Origin of the sequence: Lysinibacillus sp. NPDC095746, assembly GCF_044763535.1 — a bacterium.
Lineage (GTDB): Bacteria > Bacillota > Bacilli > Bacillales_A > Planococcaceae > Lysinibacillus.
In genome coordinates, this window is record NZ_JBIWGL010000016.1 from 78980 (window position 1) to 97018 (window position 18039).

General features: G+C 37.6%; 19 protein-coding genes and 1 pseudogene. 17 read left to right on the plus strand and 3 right to left on the minus strand.

Going from position 1 to position 18039, the window contains the following annotated elements; translation table 11 throughout:
- The first annotated feature begins 5 nt into the window (after positions 1–5).
- Positions 6–1046: a ribonucleotide-diphosphate reductase subunit beta gene (locus ACIQ7N_RS13380; RefSeq protein WP_402932800.1), complete on the plus strand. Its 1041-nt coding sequence runs from the start codon at positions 6–8 to the stop codon at positions 1044–1046.
- Between the two features lie 146 nt (positions 1047–1192).
- Here the strand turns inward: ACIQ7N_RS13380 and ACIQ7N_RS13385 are convergent, their stop codons facing one another.
- Together ACIQ7N_RS13385 and ACIQ7N_RS13390 are read right to left on the minus strand one after the other, a co-directional pair.
- Entirely contained in the window at positions 1193–1462 is a 270-nt protein-coding gene (locus ACIQ7N_RS13385) for a DUF4190 domain-containing protein (protein ID WP_402932802.1), read from the minus strand.
- Between the two features lie 43 nt (positions 1463–1505).
- Positions 1506–2402 (minus strand): M23 family metallopeptidase, encoded by an 897-nt coding sequence (locus ACIQ7N_RS13390; protein ID WP_402932804.1) that lies wholly within the window; start codon positions 2400–2402, stop codon positions 1506–1508.
- Positions 2403–2692: 290 nt separating this feature from the next.
- On the opposite strand from ACIQ7N_RS13390, the gene ACIQ7N_RS13395 reads away from it, so the two are divergent.
- The 6 genes and pseudogenes from ACIQ7N_RS13395 (at position 2693) to ACIQ7N_RS13420 (ending at position 10185) form a co-directional block, all read left to right on the plus strand.
- Complete coding sequence (locus ACIQ7N_RS13395) at positions 2693–4426, plus strand: ABC transporter ATP-binding protein (RefSeq protein ID WP_402932806.1); 1734 nt, start codon at positions 2693–2695, stop codon at positions 4424–4426.
- Entirely contained in the window at positions 4423–6234 is a 1812-nt protein-coding gene (locus ACIQ7N_RS13400) for an ABC transporter ATP-binding protein (protein ID WP_402932808.1), read from the plus strand. The genes ACIQ7N_RS13395 and ACIQ7N_RS13400 overlap by 4 nt, the downstream gene beginning before the upstream one ends.
- 126 nt (positions 6235–6360) lie before the next feature.
- On the plus strand, positions 6361–7344 hold the full coding sequence (locus tag ACIQ7N_RS13405; protein ID WP_402932810.1) for an alpha/beta fold hydrolase: 984 nt from the start codon (positions 6361–6363) through the stop codon (positions 7342–7344).
- A gap of 5 nt (positions 7345–7349) precedes the next feature.
- Positions 7350–8021 (plus strand): response regulator transcription factor, encoded by a 672-nt coding sequence (locus tag ACIQ7N_RS13410; RefSeq protein ID WP_132358450.1) that lies wholly within the window; start codon positions 7350–7352, stop codon positions 8019–8021.
- Positions 8018–9010, plus strand: a complete 993-nt coding sequence (locus ACIQ7N_RS13415; RefSeq protein ID WP_402932814.1) for a sensor histidine kinase — start codon at positions 8018–8020, stop codon at positions 9008–9010. The genes ACIQ7N_RS13410 and ACIQ7N_RS13415 overlap by 4 nt, the downstream gene beginning before the upstream one ends.
- 188 nt (positions 9011–9198) lie before the next feature.
- Positions 9199–10185, plus strand: a pseudogene (locus tag ACIQ7N_RS13420) (lactonase family protein).
- Between the two features lie 149 nt (positions 10186–10334).
- Here the strand turns inward: ACIQ7N_RS13420 and ACIQ7N_RS13425 are convergent.
- Positions 10335–11213: a LysR family transcriptional regulator gene (locus ACIQ7N_RS13425; RefSeq protein ID WP_402932816.1), complete on the minus strand. Its 879-nt coding sequence runs from the start codon at positions 11211–11213 to the stop codon at positions 10335–10337.
- A 118-nt stretch (positions 11214–11331) separates the two neighbouring features.
- Here ACIQ7N_RS13425 and ACIQ7N_RS13430 point away from each other — a divergent pair, with 118 nt between their 5' ends.
- From ACIQ7N_RS13430 to ACIQ7N_RS13475, 10 genes are all read left to right on the plus strand, one after another.
- On the plus strand, positions 11332–12546 hold the full coding sequence (locus ACIQ7N_RS13430; protein WP_402932898.1) for an MFS transporter: 1215 nt from the start codon (positions 11332–11334) through the stop codon (positions 12544–12546).
- A gap of 188 nt (positions 12547–12734) precedes the next feature.
- Positions 12735–13745: an ATP-binding cassette domain-containing protein gene (locus tag ACIQ7N_RS13435; protein WP_402932818.1), complete on the plus strand. Its 1011-nt coding sequence runs from the start codon at positions 12735–12737 to the stop codon at positions 13743–13745.
- Positions 13742–14530, plus strand: a complete 789-nt coding sequence (locus ACIQ7N_RS13440; RefSeq protein ID WP_402932821.1) for an ABC transporter permease — start codon at positions 13742–13744, stop codon at positions 14528–14530. The genes ACIQ7N_RS13435 and ACIQ7N_RS13440 overlap by 4 nt, the downstream gene beginning before the upstream one ends.
- Positions 14531–14700: 170 nt before the next feature.
- Positions 14701–15087, plus strand: coding sequence for an SRPBCC family protein (locus ACIQ7N_RS13445; protein ID WP_402932823.1), 387 nt, complete (start codon positions 14701–14703; stop codon positions 15085–15087).
- Positions 15088–15178: 91 nt separating this feature from the next.
- Positions 15179–15373 carry a sigma factor gene (locus tag ACIQ7N_RS13450; RefSeq protein ID WP_402932825.1) on the plus strand — a complete coding sequence of 65 codons (195 nt, stop codon included), beginning with the start codon at positions 15179–15181 and terminating at the stop codon, positions 15371–15373.
- Between the two features lie 117 nt (positions 15374–15490).
- On the plus strand, positions 15491–15712 hold the full coding sequence (locus tag ACIQ7N_RS13455) for a sigma factor-like helix-turn-helix DNA-binding protein (RefSeq protein WP_402932827.1): 222 nt from the start codon (positions 15491–15493) through the stop codon (positions 15710–15712).
- A complete protein-coding gene (locus ACIQ7N_RS13460) occupies positions 15696–16580 on the plus strand; it encodes a hypothetical protein (RefSeq protein ID WP_402932828.1) in 885 nt (294 codons plus the stop codon). The genes ACIQ7N_RS13455 and ACIQ7N_RS13460 overlap by 17 nt, the downstream gene beginning before the upstream one ends.
- A gap of 171 nt (positions 16581–16751) precedes the next feature.
- The gene (locus ACIQ7N_RS13465) at positions 16752–17468 is read left to right on the plus strand and encodes a toast rack family protein (RefSeq protein WP_402932830.1); all 717 of its coding nucleotides are present in this window, start codon (positions 16752–16754) and stop codon (positions 17466–17468) included.
- 118 nt (positions 17469–17586) lie between these two features.
- Complete coding sequence (locus tag ACIQ7N_RS13470) at positions 17587–17760, plus strand: hypothetical protein (RefSeq protein ID WP_402932833.1); 174 nt, start codon at positions 17587–17589, stop codon at positions 17758–17760.
- Positions 17761–17773: 13 nt separating this feature from the next.
- Positions 17774–18039, plus strand: a 266-nt coding sequence (locus ACIQ7N_RS13475) for a hypothetical protein (RefSeq protein WP_402932835.1), incomplete at its 3' end; no start/stop codon positions are given.

An 18039-nucleotide genomic window follows, 5' to 3' on the forward strand; every position in this document is an offset into this window, starting at 1 on the left:
TAACAATGACAACTATTACAAAACGACAAATTATGGACAAGGATGCACCGAACCGTTCAACAGGTATTGTCAACGGACGTTCTTCTAACATTTTAAACTGGGATGATGTCCGTTTTAGCTGGGCATATCCAAAGTATAAAAAAATGCTAGGTAACTTCTGGACACCGTTTGAAATTAATATGAGCAACGATGTCAAACAGTTTCCAGGATTATCAGCAGATGAACAAGAATCCTTTTTAAAAATCATTGGCTTACTAGCACTATTAGACAGTGTACAAACTGATTTTGCCGGAAAAGTAGCGGATTATTTAACAGATTCAAGCTTAAATGCATTAATGATTATTTTAGCGCAACAAGAGGTAATCCATAATCACTCTTATTCCTATGTGCTATCAAGTATAGTGAACAAAGATGAGCAGGATCGTACGTTTGATTTTTGGCGTACAGAGCCTGTGCTAGAGCGACGCAACGACTTCGTCATTAAAGGCTACCATGCATTTTCCGAGGAGCCATCTGTTGAAAATATGCTAGAAGCGATTGTATATGATGTCATTTTAGAAGGGTTATTCTTCTATTCTGGCTTCGCGTTCTTCTATCATTTAGCACGCAATCAAAAAATGGTGGCTACGTCAACGATGATTAATTATATTAATCGTGATGAACAGCTACATGTCGATTTATTTGTAAAGATTTATCAGGAGCTATTAGAGGAATATCCTGAATACGATACACCTGAACGAGCAGCTCGTGTACAAGAGATCTTCCGTGAAGCTGTTCAGCTAGAAATTGATTGGGCCAATGAAGTGATTGGCGATAAAGTGGAAGGCCTCGATGTAGAAGATGTGCATGATTATGTCCATTTCTATGCCAATGTACGCTGTAATCAGCTTGGTGTGGAGCGTCCATTTGAAGGTTATCGCAAAAATCCATTAAAGTGGATTAAAGCGTATGAGGATGTTGATTTAGGGAAAACAGATTTCTTCGAGCAGCGTTCTCGCCAGTATGTAAAGGTTAATGTAGAAGATAACGGCTTTGATGATTTGTAATGCCAAGTCCACCTCCATGTTGAAAAAACATGGAGGTGGATTTTTTTGTGAGAAAGGGGGAGACGCTTACGTAAAAAAATTGCTCGGGTCAAACAAAGGAGTTCCCTCAGATTAAAAAAGAGCGCAAATTACGCTCTATTTAGCTGTTAATAATTAACCACCGTCATTGAGAAAAAAGCTATATACCCCAAAATCGCAAGGATTTGTAAAATAACCCCTATTATACTACAAATTAAACCTGCAGTTGCTAATCCTCTATCACTTGCATTAGTTGTATGAATTTCTTTAACAGCTTTACTTGAAAATATTATTCCTATAATGCCTAAGATTAAACCAATAAAAGGTATTAGCAATGATAGAATTCCAACCGTTAAAGAAATTACAGAACTATTGTTTGTTTGATTTTTTTCAGACAATCGTTATCCACCCTCTTTTGAGAATTTAACCATTTTTTAAATATTATCGTACTAAACTATTTCGCACTAAAAATCGATCATTAAATGTTATCGGTACACCTTTCCCATCCTTTTCGGCATGAATGTGTAAATGTGGTTCACTTGTATTGCCCGAGTTTCCTACTTTTCCAAGTATTTGTCCCGCTGTTACTTTTTCTCCTTTTGCCACTGCTACGCTTCCTTTTTGCATATGGGCTAAAATAATGGTAGCATCATAGTTCTCACATGCTAGGGCGACATGATTTCCCGCTGGGTTTTCTGGATTAGATTTAGGAGGGGGCAGATCGGGTAAATCATTTTGGATGTCGACTACTTTTCCGTTACAAGGACTATACAAAATATCTGCGTAAATTTGATAGTTATTTAATTCTTCTGGATATAGTCCACTTGCACGGGTTCCAAAAGTATTTAATTTTAAAATGTCTAATGCGTATTTTTGACCTGGATAGGCTTGATGATAGTTCATTAATACTTGATTACCACCCTGTCCGACATAGTAGGTGCCATTTTTAAGTGGGAAAGATAGCTCAATTCCTTTTTCGGCTACTGTATAGCTTTTTATGACCAAAGCATTATACGTACCAAAAATCAAAATAAGGATAATATAAATACCAATTGAAAACTTTTGATTTACTGAATATTTTATTGTAAACGGTAAATTACTTACCTTTTTCCAAGAATAAATGATCGTGACAATTAAGAGCACCAACCAAAGAAATCGAACATAATAGCCGACCCAACTCCAGTTTCCTGCTTGAAATAGCCAAACGATTAGAGCTGTCGTCACCAATGAGTCCAACAACCATTCTAGTTTACTTTTAAAAGGAGCTTTCCATAATGAAATGATAAAGCTAGCAGGCAAAATGATAAGCATAGCAATGGAATAAAAGATTGGAAACACTATTTCTCGTCCCCCCTTATGATTTATAACATTATTGGTAATATTTACTTCATCCTAACTTTCATTCTAGCATAGGTAAATGAACATTGGTCCTAATCTTCCTTTAATTCAATATATTGATAAATGGAAATGTTCATTAGGTTGTAGCCTGAACAATTACTACAGTGACCAAAACCTACATAAATTAACAATCGTGTCTCGAATATTACGAGACTCGAAAAATTAATTACCACTTGAGAATGATTTTCAGTTATAATTAAGGTGTGAAAGAAAAGAACGGAGACGAAAGAATGCAGGCAATAAAACAATTAGGAGGGTTTTTAGGACCCTATAAATTTTTCACCTTGATCGCGCCATTATTAATGGTACTAGAGGTAACGATGGATTTACTACAGCCGACTATTATGCAGCATATGATCGATACAGGTATTGCTAATAGCGACAATCCATATGTGCTGAAAATGTTCATTTGGATGCTAATGAGTGCGGTATTTGGACTTGTTGGAGGGATAGGTTGCTCCTATTATAGTTCAAAGGCAGCGATCCATTTTGCATCGGATGTTCGTCAATCACTGTATGAAAAAATGATGACGTATTCGGCAAAGGAACGTGACGCTTTTACAACAGGGAAGCTCATTACGATTTTAACGAGTGATGTGGAAAGTGTTCAGCGTGCGTTTATGATGACATTGCGTATTTTTGTACGTGGTCCTCTATTATTTATTGGAGCGGTCATTATTGTTTTTGTGACAGCACGCGAGCTATTTTCTATACTTCTTATTATTGTGCCGATATTAATTATTGCGATGTACTTTTTCACAAAGTACTCAGGTGTCCTATACCGCAGAGTGCAGGAAGCGATTGATGGTGTGAATACGAAGCTTCAGGAAAATTTAGCGGGGATTCGTGTTGTGAAGGCGTTCCGTCGTGAAACGCAACAGATTGAACAATTTAGCGGGCTAAATGATACGCTGACGAAGCGCTTTATTACAGCAGAGCAAATTGTTGGTGTACTTGTGCCGTTTACAATGTTCGTTGTCAATCTAGCAATTGTTGCAGCACTTTGGCTTGGTGCAATTAAAGTAGAAGCCGGTACATTACAGGTTGGGGTTATCCTCGCATTTATTAACTATTTAACGATTATTTTAAATGGATTGATGACTTCTAGCATGGTGCTAATGCAAATTGCACGAGCTATTCCTTCAGGAGAGCGTATCGTGGATGTTTTAAATAAAGAAGTAGCAGTAAAGGAAGCAGAAAATCCACTTACCTCGCCAATTCAAGGGGCGATTGACTTTCACAATGTGAGCTATCGTTATTATGAATCGGCGGAGGATGTGCTGAAAAATATTACATTTTCAGTAAAAGCGGGGCAAACGGTAGGTCTTATCGGCAAAACAGGTAGTGGAAAATCAACATTAGTGAAACTATTACCACGTTTATTTGACCCGACTGGTGGAGAAATTCACTTGGATGGAAAGCCGCTAAAAGATTATGCAATATCAACTTTACGTAAACATATCGGCTTTACCTCTCAAAAAGCATTACTGTTCTCAGGTGCAATTGACAATAATATTCGTCTTGGAAAAGAGGATGCAACGTCAGAGGAATTACAGCAAGCTCTTGATGCAGCATGTGCCACTGAATTTGTGGACCGGCTGGATAAAGGCTTAGCATATGAGCTTTCACAGGGGGCTACCAATCTCTCTGGCGGTCAAAAGCAGCGATTAGCGTTAACGCGTGCATTCGTAAGACAACCAGCTATTTTAGTGTTGGACGATACAACATCTGCTCTTGATAGCGCCTCTGAAAAACATATCCAACAAGCTATTGGTAATCAATATAAAGATACAACGACGTTTATCGTAGCGTCTAAAATTGCTTCTATTCAACAGGCGGACCTAATTCTTGTAGTAGAGGACGGCGAAATTGTAGGTCAAGGTACACATCAACAGTTATTGCAGAATAATAAACCGTACCAAGCAATTTACGCTTCACAGCAAAAGGCTGGTGTACAACAATGAGTAAAAGTCAACCAAAGCAAATGAATTTCGGACGTGGACCACGTATGGCTGGTCCAACCGAAAAGGCGAAAAATCAAAAAACAACGATTAATCGTGTATGGCAATATGTGAAGCAACAAAAAATAGGACTTTATTTCTCTATCTTTTTTGTAGTAGCTTCTACATTTTTAAGTTTAGCAGGGCCGTACTTAATCGGACATATCGTTGATGAATATATTATGAAAATGGACATTGCTGGTACGATTCGTCTAGGTATTGTGCTAGCAGTTATTTATACTGCAGCGTCTATTTTTACGTGGCTACAAACATATGTCATGATTCATGTGGCGATGAAAACAATTCGAGCATTGCGACTAGAACTATTTAAAAAGCTACAAACATTAACACTGAGATTTTTTGATCAGCGAGCACTCGGTGATTTAATGAGCCGTGTAACAAATGATATTGATAATTTAAATACGGCACTAGCACAAAGTGTGACACAAATCGTATCGTCGGTGCTAACGGTAATCGGTGTTAGTATTGCTATGTTCTCGCTTAGCTGGCAGCTAGCAATCGTTACGCTGATTATTATTCCTCTAATTGTTTTTACGACGAAGCAGATTATTAAACGTAGTAGTAAAAACTATGCGGCACGTCAACATGATTTAGGGAAGCTGAACGGTACTATTGAGGAAATGATTACGGGGGCGGAGGTTGTGACGCTTTTTGGAACAGAACAACAAACAATTGAAACGTTCCATAAACAGAACGAAAATCTCCGTAACTCGGCGCAACGAGCAGAAATTACTTCTGGTTTACTAGGCCCAATTAATAACTTTATGAATAACTTAGGTTTAACTGTTGTTATAGGCACAGGGGCATTTTTATCGGTAAAGGGTATCGTTTCGGTTGGGGTTATTGCCGCATTTGTCACGTATACACGTCAATTTTTCCGTCCACTGAATCAGCTATCTAATCTTTTGAATACATTCCAGTCAGCAATTGCTGGGGCGGAACGAGTTTTCGAAATTTTAGATGAACGATCGGAAGTAGCTGATAAAAAACAGGCCCTTGATTGTCAAAGTTTAAAAGGGGATGTGTCATTCCAACATGTATCCTTCAGTTATGTGCCAGAGAAGCCAGTACTGAAAAATATTAGCTTCCATGCCAAGGCTGGTGAAACGATTGCACTTGTTGGCCCAACCGGATCAGGGAAAACGACGATTATCAATTTGTTAACTCGTTTTTATGATGTCAATGCAGGGGAAATTTTGATTGATGGTCATAATATTGAAGATTATAAAATGGCAACGATCCGTCAACGAGTGGGTGTTGTCTTGCAGGATACGTATTTATTTTCTGGAACGATTCGTGAAAATATTCGTTTCGGTAAACTTGATGCTACAGATGAAGAGGTGGAAGAAGCTGCGAAAATCGCGAATGCCCATAATTTTATTAAATATTTACCGGCACAATATGATACACCTGTACAAGCAGGTGGGGCAAACTTAAGTCAAGGTCAGCGCCAATTATTGGCTATTGCCCGGGAAATTTTAGAAAATTCGGATATTTTGATTTTAGATGAAGCAACATCCAGTGTGGATACGCAAACAGAGGTCGATATCCAAAAAGGTCTCCAGCATTTAATGCAGGGGCGCACAAGCTTTGTTATTGCGCACCGTCTAAAAACAATCGAAAATGCTGACCAAATTCTTGTTATTCAACAAGGTGAAATTGTTGAGCAGGGCAATCACGAGCAGCTCATGCAAAAACAAGGTATTTATAGTAACCTCCAGCAAAAACTTTTGCTGGAACAAGTGGAATAACATATAGAAGGCTGTCTATTAAGTGGGTAAAAACTTATTAGACAGTTTTTTTATTTTCTGCCAAAAATTAATTAGATATTTATTTTTATTGTTTATTGTTACAGTATCAACTGAAAGGGGAATTACATGAGAAAAATAGTTAAAAAAATAGCTATCTACTTTATTGCAGTTATACTTATTGGACTAGTGGCGATCTTCAGCTATGATCGCTATCAGCTTAGTAAGGAATCCAAACTTTTAGATACTAACGGAACACTTGTTGAGGTCGATCATCAAAAAATCAATGTTTACACTGAGGGGGATGGTCAGGAAACTTATGTGTTTATGGCAGGCTCAGGAGTTGCAGCACCGATTTATGAAATGAAAGGGCTGTACAGTAAATTTTCTCAAGGACATAAGATTGCTGTTATTGAAAGAGCGGGCTATGGGTACAGCGATGTCTCGAAGGACGAACGAGATATTGATACATTATTAGCACAGACGAGAGAAGCGCTCCAAAAAAGTGGAAATAAACCTCCTTATATATTAGTACCGCACTCCATTTCAGGTGTTGAAGCTATTTATTGGGCACAAAAATATCCGGAAGAAATTAAGGGGATTATTGCGCTTGATATAGGTTTGCCAAGTCAATATGTGGAGCATAAAATGGGAGTAATCGATTTATGGACTGTTAAGGGAATGAATTTACTAACGAAATTAGGCGTCCATCGATTAACACCTTCGCAAGTATATAATCCAGAAGTAATGAAGCAATCATTTTTATCAGCGGAAGAAAAAGAAATATATAAGGCACTATCCTATAAACAGGTTTTTAATGATGATATGAAAAATGAGCTACTGCACGTGTACGAAAATAGTTTAAAATCAGAGGCGCTTCCGAAACCAAAAGACACACCGATATTAATAATTGATGCTATTACTGAACAAAATAAAGATTCAAATTTTACGAAGTACCACAGCCAGAAATATGCGGAATTTGCCGAGCAAATTAACATAGCGGAAGTGAAAGAATTAAGTGGTACTCATAGTATTTATTTATATAAGCCTGATGAGATTTATAATCTTGCGATAGCATTTATGAAGACAAAAGTTGGCAGCAAAGAAAGGTAGAGGTAATGAAAGGATTTAAGATTTTAATAGTAGAAGACGACCAAATGATTGGTGATTTGATGCAAAAAATACTACAACGTGAAGGTTACGACGTTGTATGGAAAACCGATGGACGGGAAATTTTGACTATAATCTATCAAATTGATTTAGTCATAATGGACATTATGCTTCCGGGAGAAGATGGCTATCAGCTGACAAAGAACATTAAAAGCCTAGGCTTAAATATCCCCATTATTTTTCTTTCAGCGCGTAATGATATAGAGAGCAAGCTTCAAGGGTTAACCGTAGGGGAAGACTATATGACAAAACCATTTGATCCGAGAGAGCTCCTTTTAAGAATGCAGAAAATGCTAGAGCAGCAATATGGAACATTCACGCAAATCCAACATCTATTGATTGATATCGAGCATCGTAAGTTATATAAAAATAATATACATGATGAAATTTCATTAACAGCAATCGAACGTAAAATCTTCTTTTATTTAGTTGACAACAAGGATAGGGTGTTAACGAAGGATCATTTTTTTGACTATTTATGGCCACTTGAAGATCGAAATCAAAATATCATCAATGTTCACATTAAAAAGATCAGAACGAAAATTCATGATTCATCAGGTACCATCCTACAAAATATTTACGGAGAAGGGTATCGATTAAATACCTACATAAAGAAATGACATTAAAAACAAAATATCGATTATTATTATTTACGGCCATAGTTAGTGTCCCAATCGTCTTATTAGGGATCAGTGTGTCGATGTCTATTCTTTACGAATTCGCTTTTAAAACTAGAAATAAAGGCACTCCATTCCATGAATCTTTCGCCTATCCAACGATGCTGATTGTATTCTTCCTATCCTTATGTTTGCTAGCATTTTTATTTTCGAAATCGATCAATTCATTGCTGACGAAAATTAATATGCTAAACAAAACGATTCGTGACTTAGCGAGTCATGAAAGTACACCGAGTACATTAGAGGTTGGCAGTGAGGATGAAATAGGAGAGTTAATTCAATCGGTGAATATACTAATTGAGCGAACTACTTATCGGGAATTAGAGCTTAAACAACAGCAGGAACTACAAAAAGAGCTACTGCAAAAGCTAAGGCACGACATAAATACACCGTTAACGGCGATCCGCTTACAATTGTTTTATCTAGAAGAATACTATAAGGAACAACCTAAATTGGTCGAATCCTTGAATGAGCAAATTCAATATATCTCTAGTTTAACGAATGAATTTAATTTGCAGTCCTTAGACACAATGGAGAATTCGTATATCGTAACGGAAGAAGTGCAACTCACAACATTGTTAGAAACGATGATAAAAAAGTGGAGCTATTTATATAGAATGCACAACATCGAACTAATCTATCATCCAGAAGATAGCCATGTAACATGGACAAGTAATGAACTATGGTTACAACGAATGTTCGATAATGTGTTCCAAAACACTTTGAAACATTCAAAAGCTACAAAGCTTGAGATAACAATGAAAGATAATCAGATTTTCATAATGGATAACGGTATTGGCTTTGAACAAAATCATGTTAGTGGGGGTCTAGGTTTGCAGATCATTGATGATATCGCTAGAATTCTTCAAGTAAGCTATTCACGCCATTCAAACGAAGAAGGGACATCATTTTGTTTTTCTATTTCAACCTAAAAATAACGGCTTTTTCACTTGCCGCGTTTTTTTATTACATCGAAAAAAGCTAGGTGATACTGCACAACAATTGGACAGCTGTTTCGGCAGTCCAATTGTTGCACTTAATTTGACAAATCGTCAAATAAAAAACAGGGAATCGAAACCGTTAAAGAACCATATAAAGCTATAAAAGGAGGAAAGGTTATATGAACAAAAATTCCCCTGCAAGTGTAAGTATGGTTTACATGATGACGAATAATGAAGTCATAAATTAAGTCATTGCCTTTTACAGGGACACAAATGGAATGCTCGTCTTTGTGGGTGCCTATCCAGCTAATGGTAGAGGTACTGGCATAAGGAAAGTCTCTGCGGCAACCCCAAATAACGGTGTCGATCCCCTTACGTCACAAGGAGCATTAACCATATCCCGTGATGGTCGTTTTCTTCTTGCAGTGAACGCAGGCAGTCATAGTATTAGCAGTTTTATCATTAGTGACAGCGGTGTGCCCGTTCTCGTGGACGTGAAGCCATCGGGAGGTGCTCAGCCTAATAGTGTAGATGTGTTTGGTAATCTTGTCTATGTTGCTAATGTAGGGAATCCCGCAAACAATTATGCATCGAACATCAAAGGGTTTCGCATATGAACACGGGCGCCTTACTCCGATTGCTGACTCTTCACGTTCTCTCAGCACTTTCAATGCCGAGCCCGCTCAGGTTCTTTTCACACATGATGGTAGTAAGCTCCTAGTAACCGAGTATACTTCAAACTGTATTAGTGTTTTCAACGTAAATCAAAATGGTACGGTTACAGAACCAATCGTTAATGATTCTTATGGTGACGGTCCATTGGGGCCTATTTTCTATCCTCTGGAATCCTCTTAGTTACCGAAGCAAGTTCAAATGCCCTGTCATCCTATTCAATAAGCAACGACGGGATTCTTCAAGTGATCAGTGGCTCTGTACCAAACAGATATACAGTATGCTGGGTAATCACGACAAAAGATGAACGTTTTGCATTCATAACTAATACTTTAAGTGGCACTATTTCCACTTACCGGATCGATCCCAATGGTACCAATGGATATTGGTTTAAGTAAAGATGGACAGCATTTTACACCCTTAACGGAAATCAGGGAACGGTCTCCGTATTTACGATTCATTATTTTGGATCACAAGGATTAGCTGTTCTTTGATTTTGTTGAGAAGTGGGTGATAAAAATAAAAAGTTGGGCGATAAACCTAAAAATTAGAGCGACAAATCTTAGAATTGTTCCGATAAATCCTAAAATTGTTCCGACAATTCATAAAATCATTCCGATAAATTAATTTAGACCCTATCGAACTAGCTTCGTTCGATAGGGTCTTCCAACAACAATGATTCAATCACATGTTTTAATTGAAAAATAGCAGATTGTTGACGCTCGCTCTTCTTGTACATAAAGACAGTCTCGATCACTTTATTTAACTTCGGCAAATCATAATAGTGAATGTTGGAATAGTTATAAAGGTCAATTAGTTTTGTATTTAATACAGCAATTGTATTGTCTATTTGTAGGAAATCAAGGATACTACTGACCGATTTTATTTCCTTCATCGTAAATGGAACTTGATTTATTTTTAACCACTCTGCCATCGCACGTGTATACATACAGCCTCTACTTAACACAAGAAGAGTGACAGGCGAACGTTTCTCAAAATCAATAATATGTGAATCGTTCGAAATGACTTCAAATGTTTCTGATGCAATCATGTCATAATTTACATCAGGGTAGTGTTTAATAGGATTACTCGTCAGTGCACAATCCATTTCGGCATTATGTATTTTTTCATTCAAGGAAGTGCTAGATTCCACAGTGAAATCTACATCTAAAGGAATATTATTTGTCTGCAATGCATTCATAATGGATGCGCCATAAATTTTAATCGTTGTATGGGAAGTGCCAAGGCTAATTTTGGACTTCGTTTGCGCTAAACCAATCTCTTGTAAAAAGTCATCGTACTCCTGTGTCATAAGCTTTAGAAATTTTAAATATTGTGTCCCTACATTTGTAATCTTCAGCCCCTGCGGTGTACGTTTAAACACCTCCTGACCAATTTCCGCCTCCATTTTCTTTACTTTTGAGGTTAAGGCAGATTGCGTATAATTTGTTATTTCAGCGGATTTACTTAGATTTTGCCTCTCTAAAATTTCAATCTTTAATGCTATTTCTTCTATGTTCATGTTGGAAGTCACACACCTATAAAATTTTTTGATAGCTACTATCATTTTCCTCCATTTTACGCATTCATTGAGGAAGCGTAAACTCAAATACGTAAAGTCAATGAATTAGTGAAACAGCATTGGAGGGAATTTTATGAATACATATTATAAATGGATTATTGTATTAGTAGCTACACTGTCTCAAACTGCGGCAACTTTTGTAACTTACGGCATGGGGCCAATTGCCACATTTTATCAAATTGAATGGGGATTATCCTCGCTTCAAACTGGTTTTATCGTTTCTGCTGTTAATATTGGGCCAATTTTTTCGATGATTTTGTTCGGCTATTTAATGGATAAACGAGGAGAAAAACAAATTATAGGGTGGGGATCCATTTTACTAGGATTTTCAGCGCTACTTCTTATGTTGGTCAATAATTATGCAGTGTTGTTATTTTTATTATTAATTGTGGGCATATGGTACGGAAGTGCACAAACGGGAGGCAGCACTGCAATTGTGAAATGGTTTCCAGACAAACATCGTGGGCTAGCTATTGGCATTCGACAAACAGGCATTCCAATCGGTGGAGCCTTAGCATCAGCCATTCTCACATATATGTACTATCACTATAGCCTAACATCGGTGCATCTTGTGCAAGGCATAGTAGCTATTGCTGGCGGACTGCTTTTTTTACTGATTTATCAGGAGCCTAAAAATAGAGTAGCAGTAGCTGCAACCTCTGTCACTTTTAAAGAAAAGCTCGAAGCTATTAAAAATAATAAAAATTTATATCCAATCTATATTGTTGGAATTGTGATGATGACCTTACAAATGATACTCGTTGCCCACTTTATGAGTTATTTACATCAAGAAGGAGGTTATTCCTTTACAGCGGCGGGGCAATATTTAAGCCTTGTATTAATCGGTGGAATGATTGGAAGGGTAGCCATTGCGTGGATTAGTGATCAATTTTTTGCGCAGAAGCGGGAATTTTTATTAATGATCGTAATGGCTAGTGCAGTTATTCTTATCATCATATTGCCACTTATGCTACATGCCAAAATGTTGATGCTATTATGTTGTTTCATATTAGGCTTCGTAGCACTTGGCTGGTATTCACTGTTTATCGCTTGTGTAACAGAGCAATCGAATCCGCATTATGTTGGTCTAACTGTAAGTGCAGCCTTGACGTTGAATCAGTTATTTATTGTGATCGCCCCTTCGTTATTTGGATTCATGGTAACCTTTTTTTCAAGCTATCAATTGGCGCTGGACATTGTAGCTATATTTGTCGCTCTAGGTGCAATGAATTTATATAGAGTGACCCAAAACAAAAACGCTGTAGTATCGTAGCGATAATAAACCCAAATTCGGTTCACATTCAGTTCATATATTTGTTGTATTATCCATTTATAGATAAATCAATTATGCCTCGGCATAATTAGACGTTAAATAACATCTATAAAAAATGTAGAAAAGAGATTTCCATCAGTAAGTTCATGAAAAATGAAACGATGGAAATATGCGAAGGAGGAAATGCAATGAATAGAATGAAAAGCTCGTTAGCGAATAGTGAATGGGCGATTGAAGCAAATGGTCTCATGAAACATTTTGGAGAAAATCGTGCTGTTGATGGTGTCGATCTAAACGTACGTGCTGGCACTATCTATGGTGTACTTGGTCCTAACGGAGCAGGGAAGACTACCACTATCAGAATGCTAGCAACCCTACTACGAGCAGATGCTGGGACGGCACGAATATTCGGTTATGACATAGTGAAAGAGCCTCACATTGTACGTCAATTAATTGGCGTCACTGGTCAGTATGCTTCGGTTGATGAGTCACTTAGTGCAACGGAAAATTTAATTATCTTCTCTCGTTTGTTAGGATTGGGACGTAAAGAGGCCCGGAATAAAGCAGCTGAATTACTGGAAGAGTTCGGTTTATCAGAAGCCGCTAAACGTCCATTGAAAAATTTCTCTGGCGGTATGCGCCGTCGCTTGGACTTGGCTGCTAGTTTGATCGCACAGCCACCATTGATTTTCTTAGATGAGCCGACTACAGGCTTAGACCCACGAACACGTAATCAAATGTGGGATACGATCCGCCGTTTAGTAGATACAGGTTCAACCGTCCTATTAACGACACAGTATTTGCAAGAGGTTGATGAACTGGCAGATCGACTTGCCGTTATTGATCATGGCCGGGTTGTTGCGGAGGGCACAGTCGATGAGCTAAAAGCATCTGTAGGTACATCATCTTTACATTTGAATATTCGAAATCATCAGGAAACCATAGTTGCCTGTGAAACCATCGAACAAATACTCAAAGTAAAAACAACAGTTACACAGGACATTGGGAAGATTACGGCCCCGATGGCAAATGTTGACGCTGTTACTGATTTACTAATCGCACTTCGTCAAAAAGGAATTCAGCTTGACGAGTTTAGTGTACAAAAACCGACCTTAGATGAAGTGTTTTTGACCATTACTGGTGAAAATGTTCCCCAAGAACTCAAAGGCTCTGAGCAAGTAGAGGGGGAAAGAGTATGAAAAGTCAATTGCTAAAGAAGCCGAGCTTCAATCAATCTTTAAAAAATTCGTTAACGATGGCCTATCGAGGCGTATTAAAAATTCGACGTACACCAGAGCAATTATTTGATGTAACGCTTCAACCGATTATTTTCACCCTCATGTTCACCTATATTTTTGGGGGAGCCATTTCGGGCAATGTGCAAAACTATTTGCCAGTCATCATTCCAGGAATTCTCGTGCAAACGGTCATCACTACCTCAATCGTTACAGGAGTCCAATTGCGGGAAGATATGGATAAAGGGGTGTTTGATCGATTTAAATCATTACCTATTGCACGTATTGCGCCACTGGCCGGGGCCCTATTGGCAGATACGATTCGTTATACAATTGCAACTGTGCTTACTTTTACTATGGGATATATCATGGGGTATCGACCAGAAGGGGGATTGGGTCACGTTGTATTTGCGGGTCTTTTAGTTATTGTCTGTGCCTGGGCTATTAGCTGGATCTTTGCCTTCTTTGGTGTCATTGCACGTACAGCTTCGAGTGTACAAGGAATTTCCATGCTAGTGCTATTTCCACTGACATTTCTTTCTAATGCTTTTGTTCCGGCAGAGACTTTGCCAAATTTCCTACAGTGGTTTGTGAAAATTAATCCGATTTCACATCTCGTCACAGCCGTCAGAGAACTTACAAATTCGGGAGCTATAGGCTGGGATTTGTCAGCTTCACTTATTGGTGCTGCAATTGTTGTCATCATTTTTGCGCCACTAACCGTTCGTGCTTATATGCGTAGAACATAAGAAATGTCCTTAAAGAGTGTGTTTTAAACAAGCAATTGTCAAACACGCTTTTTATTTTGGGTTAATTTGGAAAAGTGTAGCAAACAAAGAATTAAAATTGCAACTGTTATTTATTCCTATAATAGGATAAAGTTATAGAAAAAGCCGATTTCAGCAAATGGAGGAATGCGATGATGGATCAAGAAAAAAGCTCGATTTGGATTGATGCAAGTATTGCAACAGTTTGGCGGGCTGTCACAGAGGAACAGTTGCTGACGCAATGGTACGCTCCTGATTCAACTTGGGAAATCCCAAAATTAGCGGTAGGAGAAGAAATAATATTCACGATTATGCCGAATGAACAAAATCAGCTTGCGGAAAAATTACCGATGGTGTTAACGATTAACAATGTAATGCCAAATCGAGAGTTTTCGTTTTACTTAGGTATAGAAGAAACGCTGATCGCTATTGTCTTAGAGGAAGAAAAAAATGGTACCACGGTCACTTTTAATACGAAGGGCTACGAGGCTTCTCTCGCTAACTTACAAGCTTTAGTGGAGGGAAATGATAACTTTTAACATATAAGTTTCATGGAGAAATTTGATTTTTCCATGAAACTTTTTCATGTCTAACTGTAAATGTTTTTGTAAAAGTAAAGGGGGCGAGCAAATGTTAAAAGAACAAAAGGACGCTCACTTATCTAGAGCCATGACAATGTACGGGGATTATTTATTACGTGTATGCTTTACATATGTTAAAGATTGGACAGTAGCTGAAGATTTGGTACAAGACACATTTGTTAAATACTATGAAAAAATGGAGCAATTTCGTGAAGAAGCATCCATCAAAACATATTTATATTGAATTGCGATTAACAATTGTCACAGTTATCTTTCAAGCTGGCGTTATAAAAAAATACAAGTCATTGATTATTGGAGCAAATTCAAGAGCCTTTCCAATAATCCTGAAAAGGAAGTATTGATGGGAGAGACGGATGCATTGCTAGTGGCATCGATTGAGAAACTTCCGACGAAATACAAAGATGTACTACTACTATTTCACTTTGCAGAGTTTTCCTTAAAAGACGTTGCAGAATTGCTAAAGCTACCAGAAAATACGGTCAAAACACGATTAAGGCGAGCGCGTCAAATGGTGGGCATCACGCTATTAGAGGAGGGGTTCGAATATGGATCGGATTCGTAATGCCATCAACGAAATGTATAAGGAAGGTAACTTCTCGCATGAAAATCATGAAAAAACGTTTCAAAAAATCAATCAAAAAACGAAGAGACGAACACCGTTAATGCCAATTATCGTAACAGCAGTCGTATCAGCTTGTCTAATCATTGGCTTAAAGATCATACTTTTTCAACATGATATCCAATCCACAACGTCGGCAATTATCGATTCACATCTTTATCCAGAAAAGTCTGGAAAGGTGAAAGACTATAGCGCCTTAACACGACCATGGATGGTAGTAGGGTTAGTTAGTACCGTTTTCCTGTTTATTTTTACATTATTTGCTCTCGTGAAAAAATGGTTTTGGCGAGCACTACTAAGTATCATCATTATAATTGCCATTTTGGGGAATATGTCTGAACGAATTGGCTATCGCGTTTACGTACAAAATGAAGCAGAAATTCGAAATACTGTAAAACTTGGACCTTTTCATCCGGATACTGTTAAAATGAATGGTACAATAACGATACAACAGTATAGAATGGGTTATTTTTCAGAGAATCGCTTTCAAGGTATAGCAATTTTCAAGCATGATGGTAAAGGCTATGCATTGGATCAATATATACAGAGCGAAGAAGATACTATGAATTCTATTTATTTGAAAGACATTCACTATCTTGTTATTCCATTACTTAACGATCATAACATTGAAAAATTAATAATAGACACTGGGACCGAGCGTATTGAGAAAGCAGTTGATTCCAATGATGCGCAATTAATATCAGTGCCTCTAAATTCAGAAATAGCTACTTCTCAATTGGTGATACATGCATTGGATCATGAAGGAAATACTTCTATTCTTTATAATGATTCACGTATTTTCACCTATTAACAGCTACCCCGTATGAATATGATGTTTTCATACGGGGTTTTTGAGATCCATGGAAGGGGTGCACACTACGTCTTAGGTCTTAGAAGATTTTAAAGCGGAGGGTCGTTTTTATAAATGAAAATTCCTATATAATGAATTTATTGGAATATTATATAGCGGGAGGAAATTACATTGAAAAAATTTATGGGACTTGGTTTGGTAATAGGCGCCTCATTAATTGCGCTATCGGGGTGCAACTCAGTCGTACCAGGTAAAACTAAAGATGAAACGATCTTAGTTGAAAAGGATAAAGCAGAAAAGTTAGATGTAGAATTAGAGCTTGGAATTGGAGAAATAACAGTAGAAAAAGGTGCTAAGGATTGGATTGAAGGTACTGCTCAATACAATGTTGATAAATTGGCTCCAAAAGTAAAATATGACCTACGCGGCAAGACAGGAAAAATATCGATTGATCATAAAGGCTCGACTAACGTGCGTTTAGGGAAAATAAAAAATATATGGGATATTAAACTAAATGAAGATATTCCAATGGATCTCTCAATCGAAACGGGAGCATCGGATGCAGAAATAGATCTACAAGGGTTGCAGCTTGAAAAATTAGATATTAACACGGGTGTTGGCGATCTTAAAGTAAATTTAGGTGGCGATTGGAAAAAAAGCTTCGAAACGAATATTGAAACAGGTGTTGGGAGCACTACTGTCACTTTACCATCAAAGGTTGGGGTAAAGCTTACGACAGAAAAAGGCATCGGCACATCAAATATTGAAGGCCTCATTTCTAAAGGAGAAGGGGTTTATGTAAATGAAGCATATGACAAATCAGATGTAAAAATTGAAGTCAATTCAGAAATCGGATTAGGCGACATTACGTTCAAATTGGATAAATAAAGAAAAGTTTAGTAGGCTACTTTAGAGTAGTCTACTTTTTTTGTAGAAACATAGGTGACGGATAGGTGACAAAAGTAATGGATAGAACGGTAAAGTGTACGATGGAAGAATCAAAATCGTGGATGGAAGAGCCAAAATCAGGATAGAAGAGCTGAAGTCATGGATAGAACAATCAGAATCGTGGATAGAAGAGCCAAAATCGTGGATAGAACAACTAGAATCGTGGATAGAAGAATCAAAGTCGTGGATAGAAGAGTTAGAATCGTGGATGGAAGAGCCAAAATCAGGATAGAAGAGTCAAAGTCATGGATAGAAGAGCTGAAGTCATGGATAGAACAATCATAATCGTGGATAGAAGAGCCAAAATCGTGGATAGAACAACTAGAATCGTGGATAGAAGAATCAAAGTCGTGGATAGAAGAGCCAAAATCAGGATAGAAGAGTCAAAGTCATGGATAGAAGAGCTGAAATCATGGATAGAACAATCAGAATCGTGGATAGAAGAGCCAAAATCGTGGATAGAACAACTAGAATCGTGGATAGAAGAATCAAAGTCGTGGATAGAAGAGAC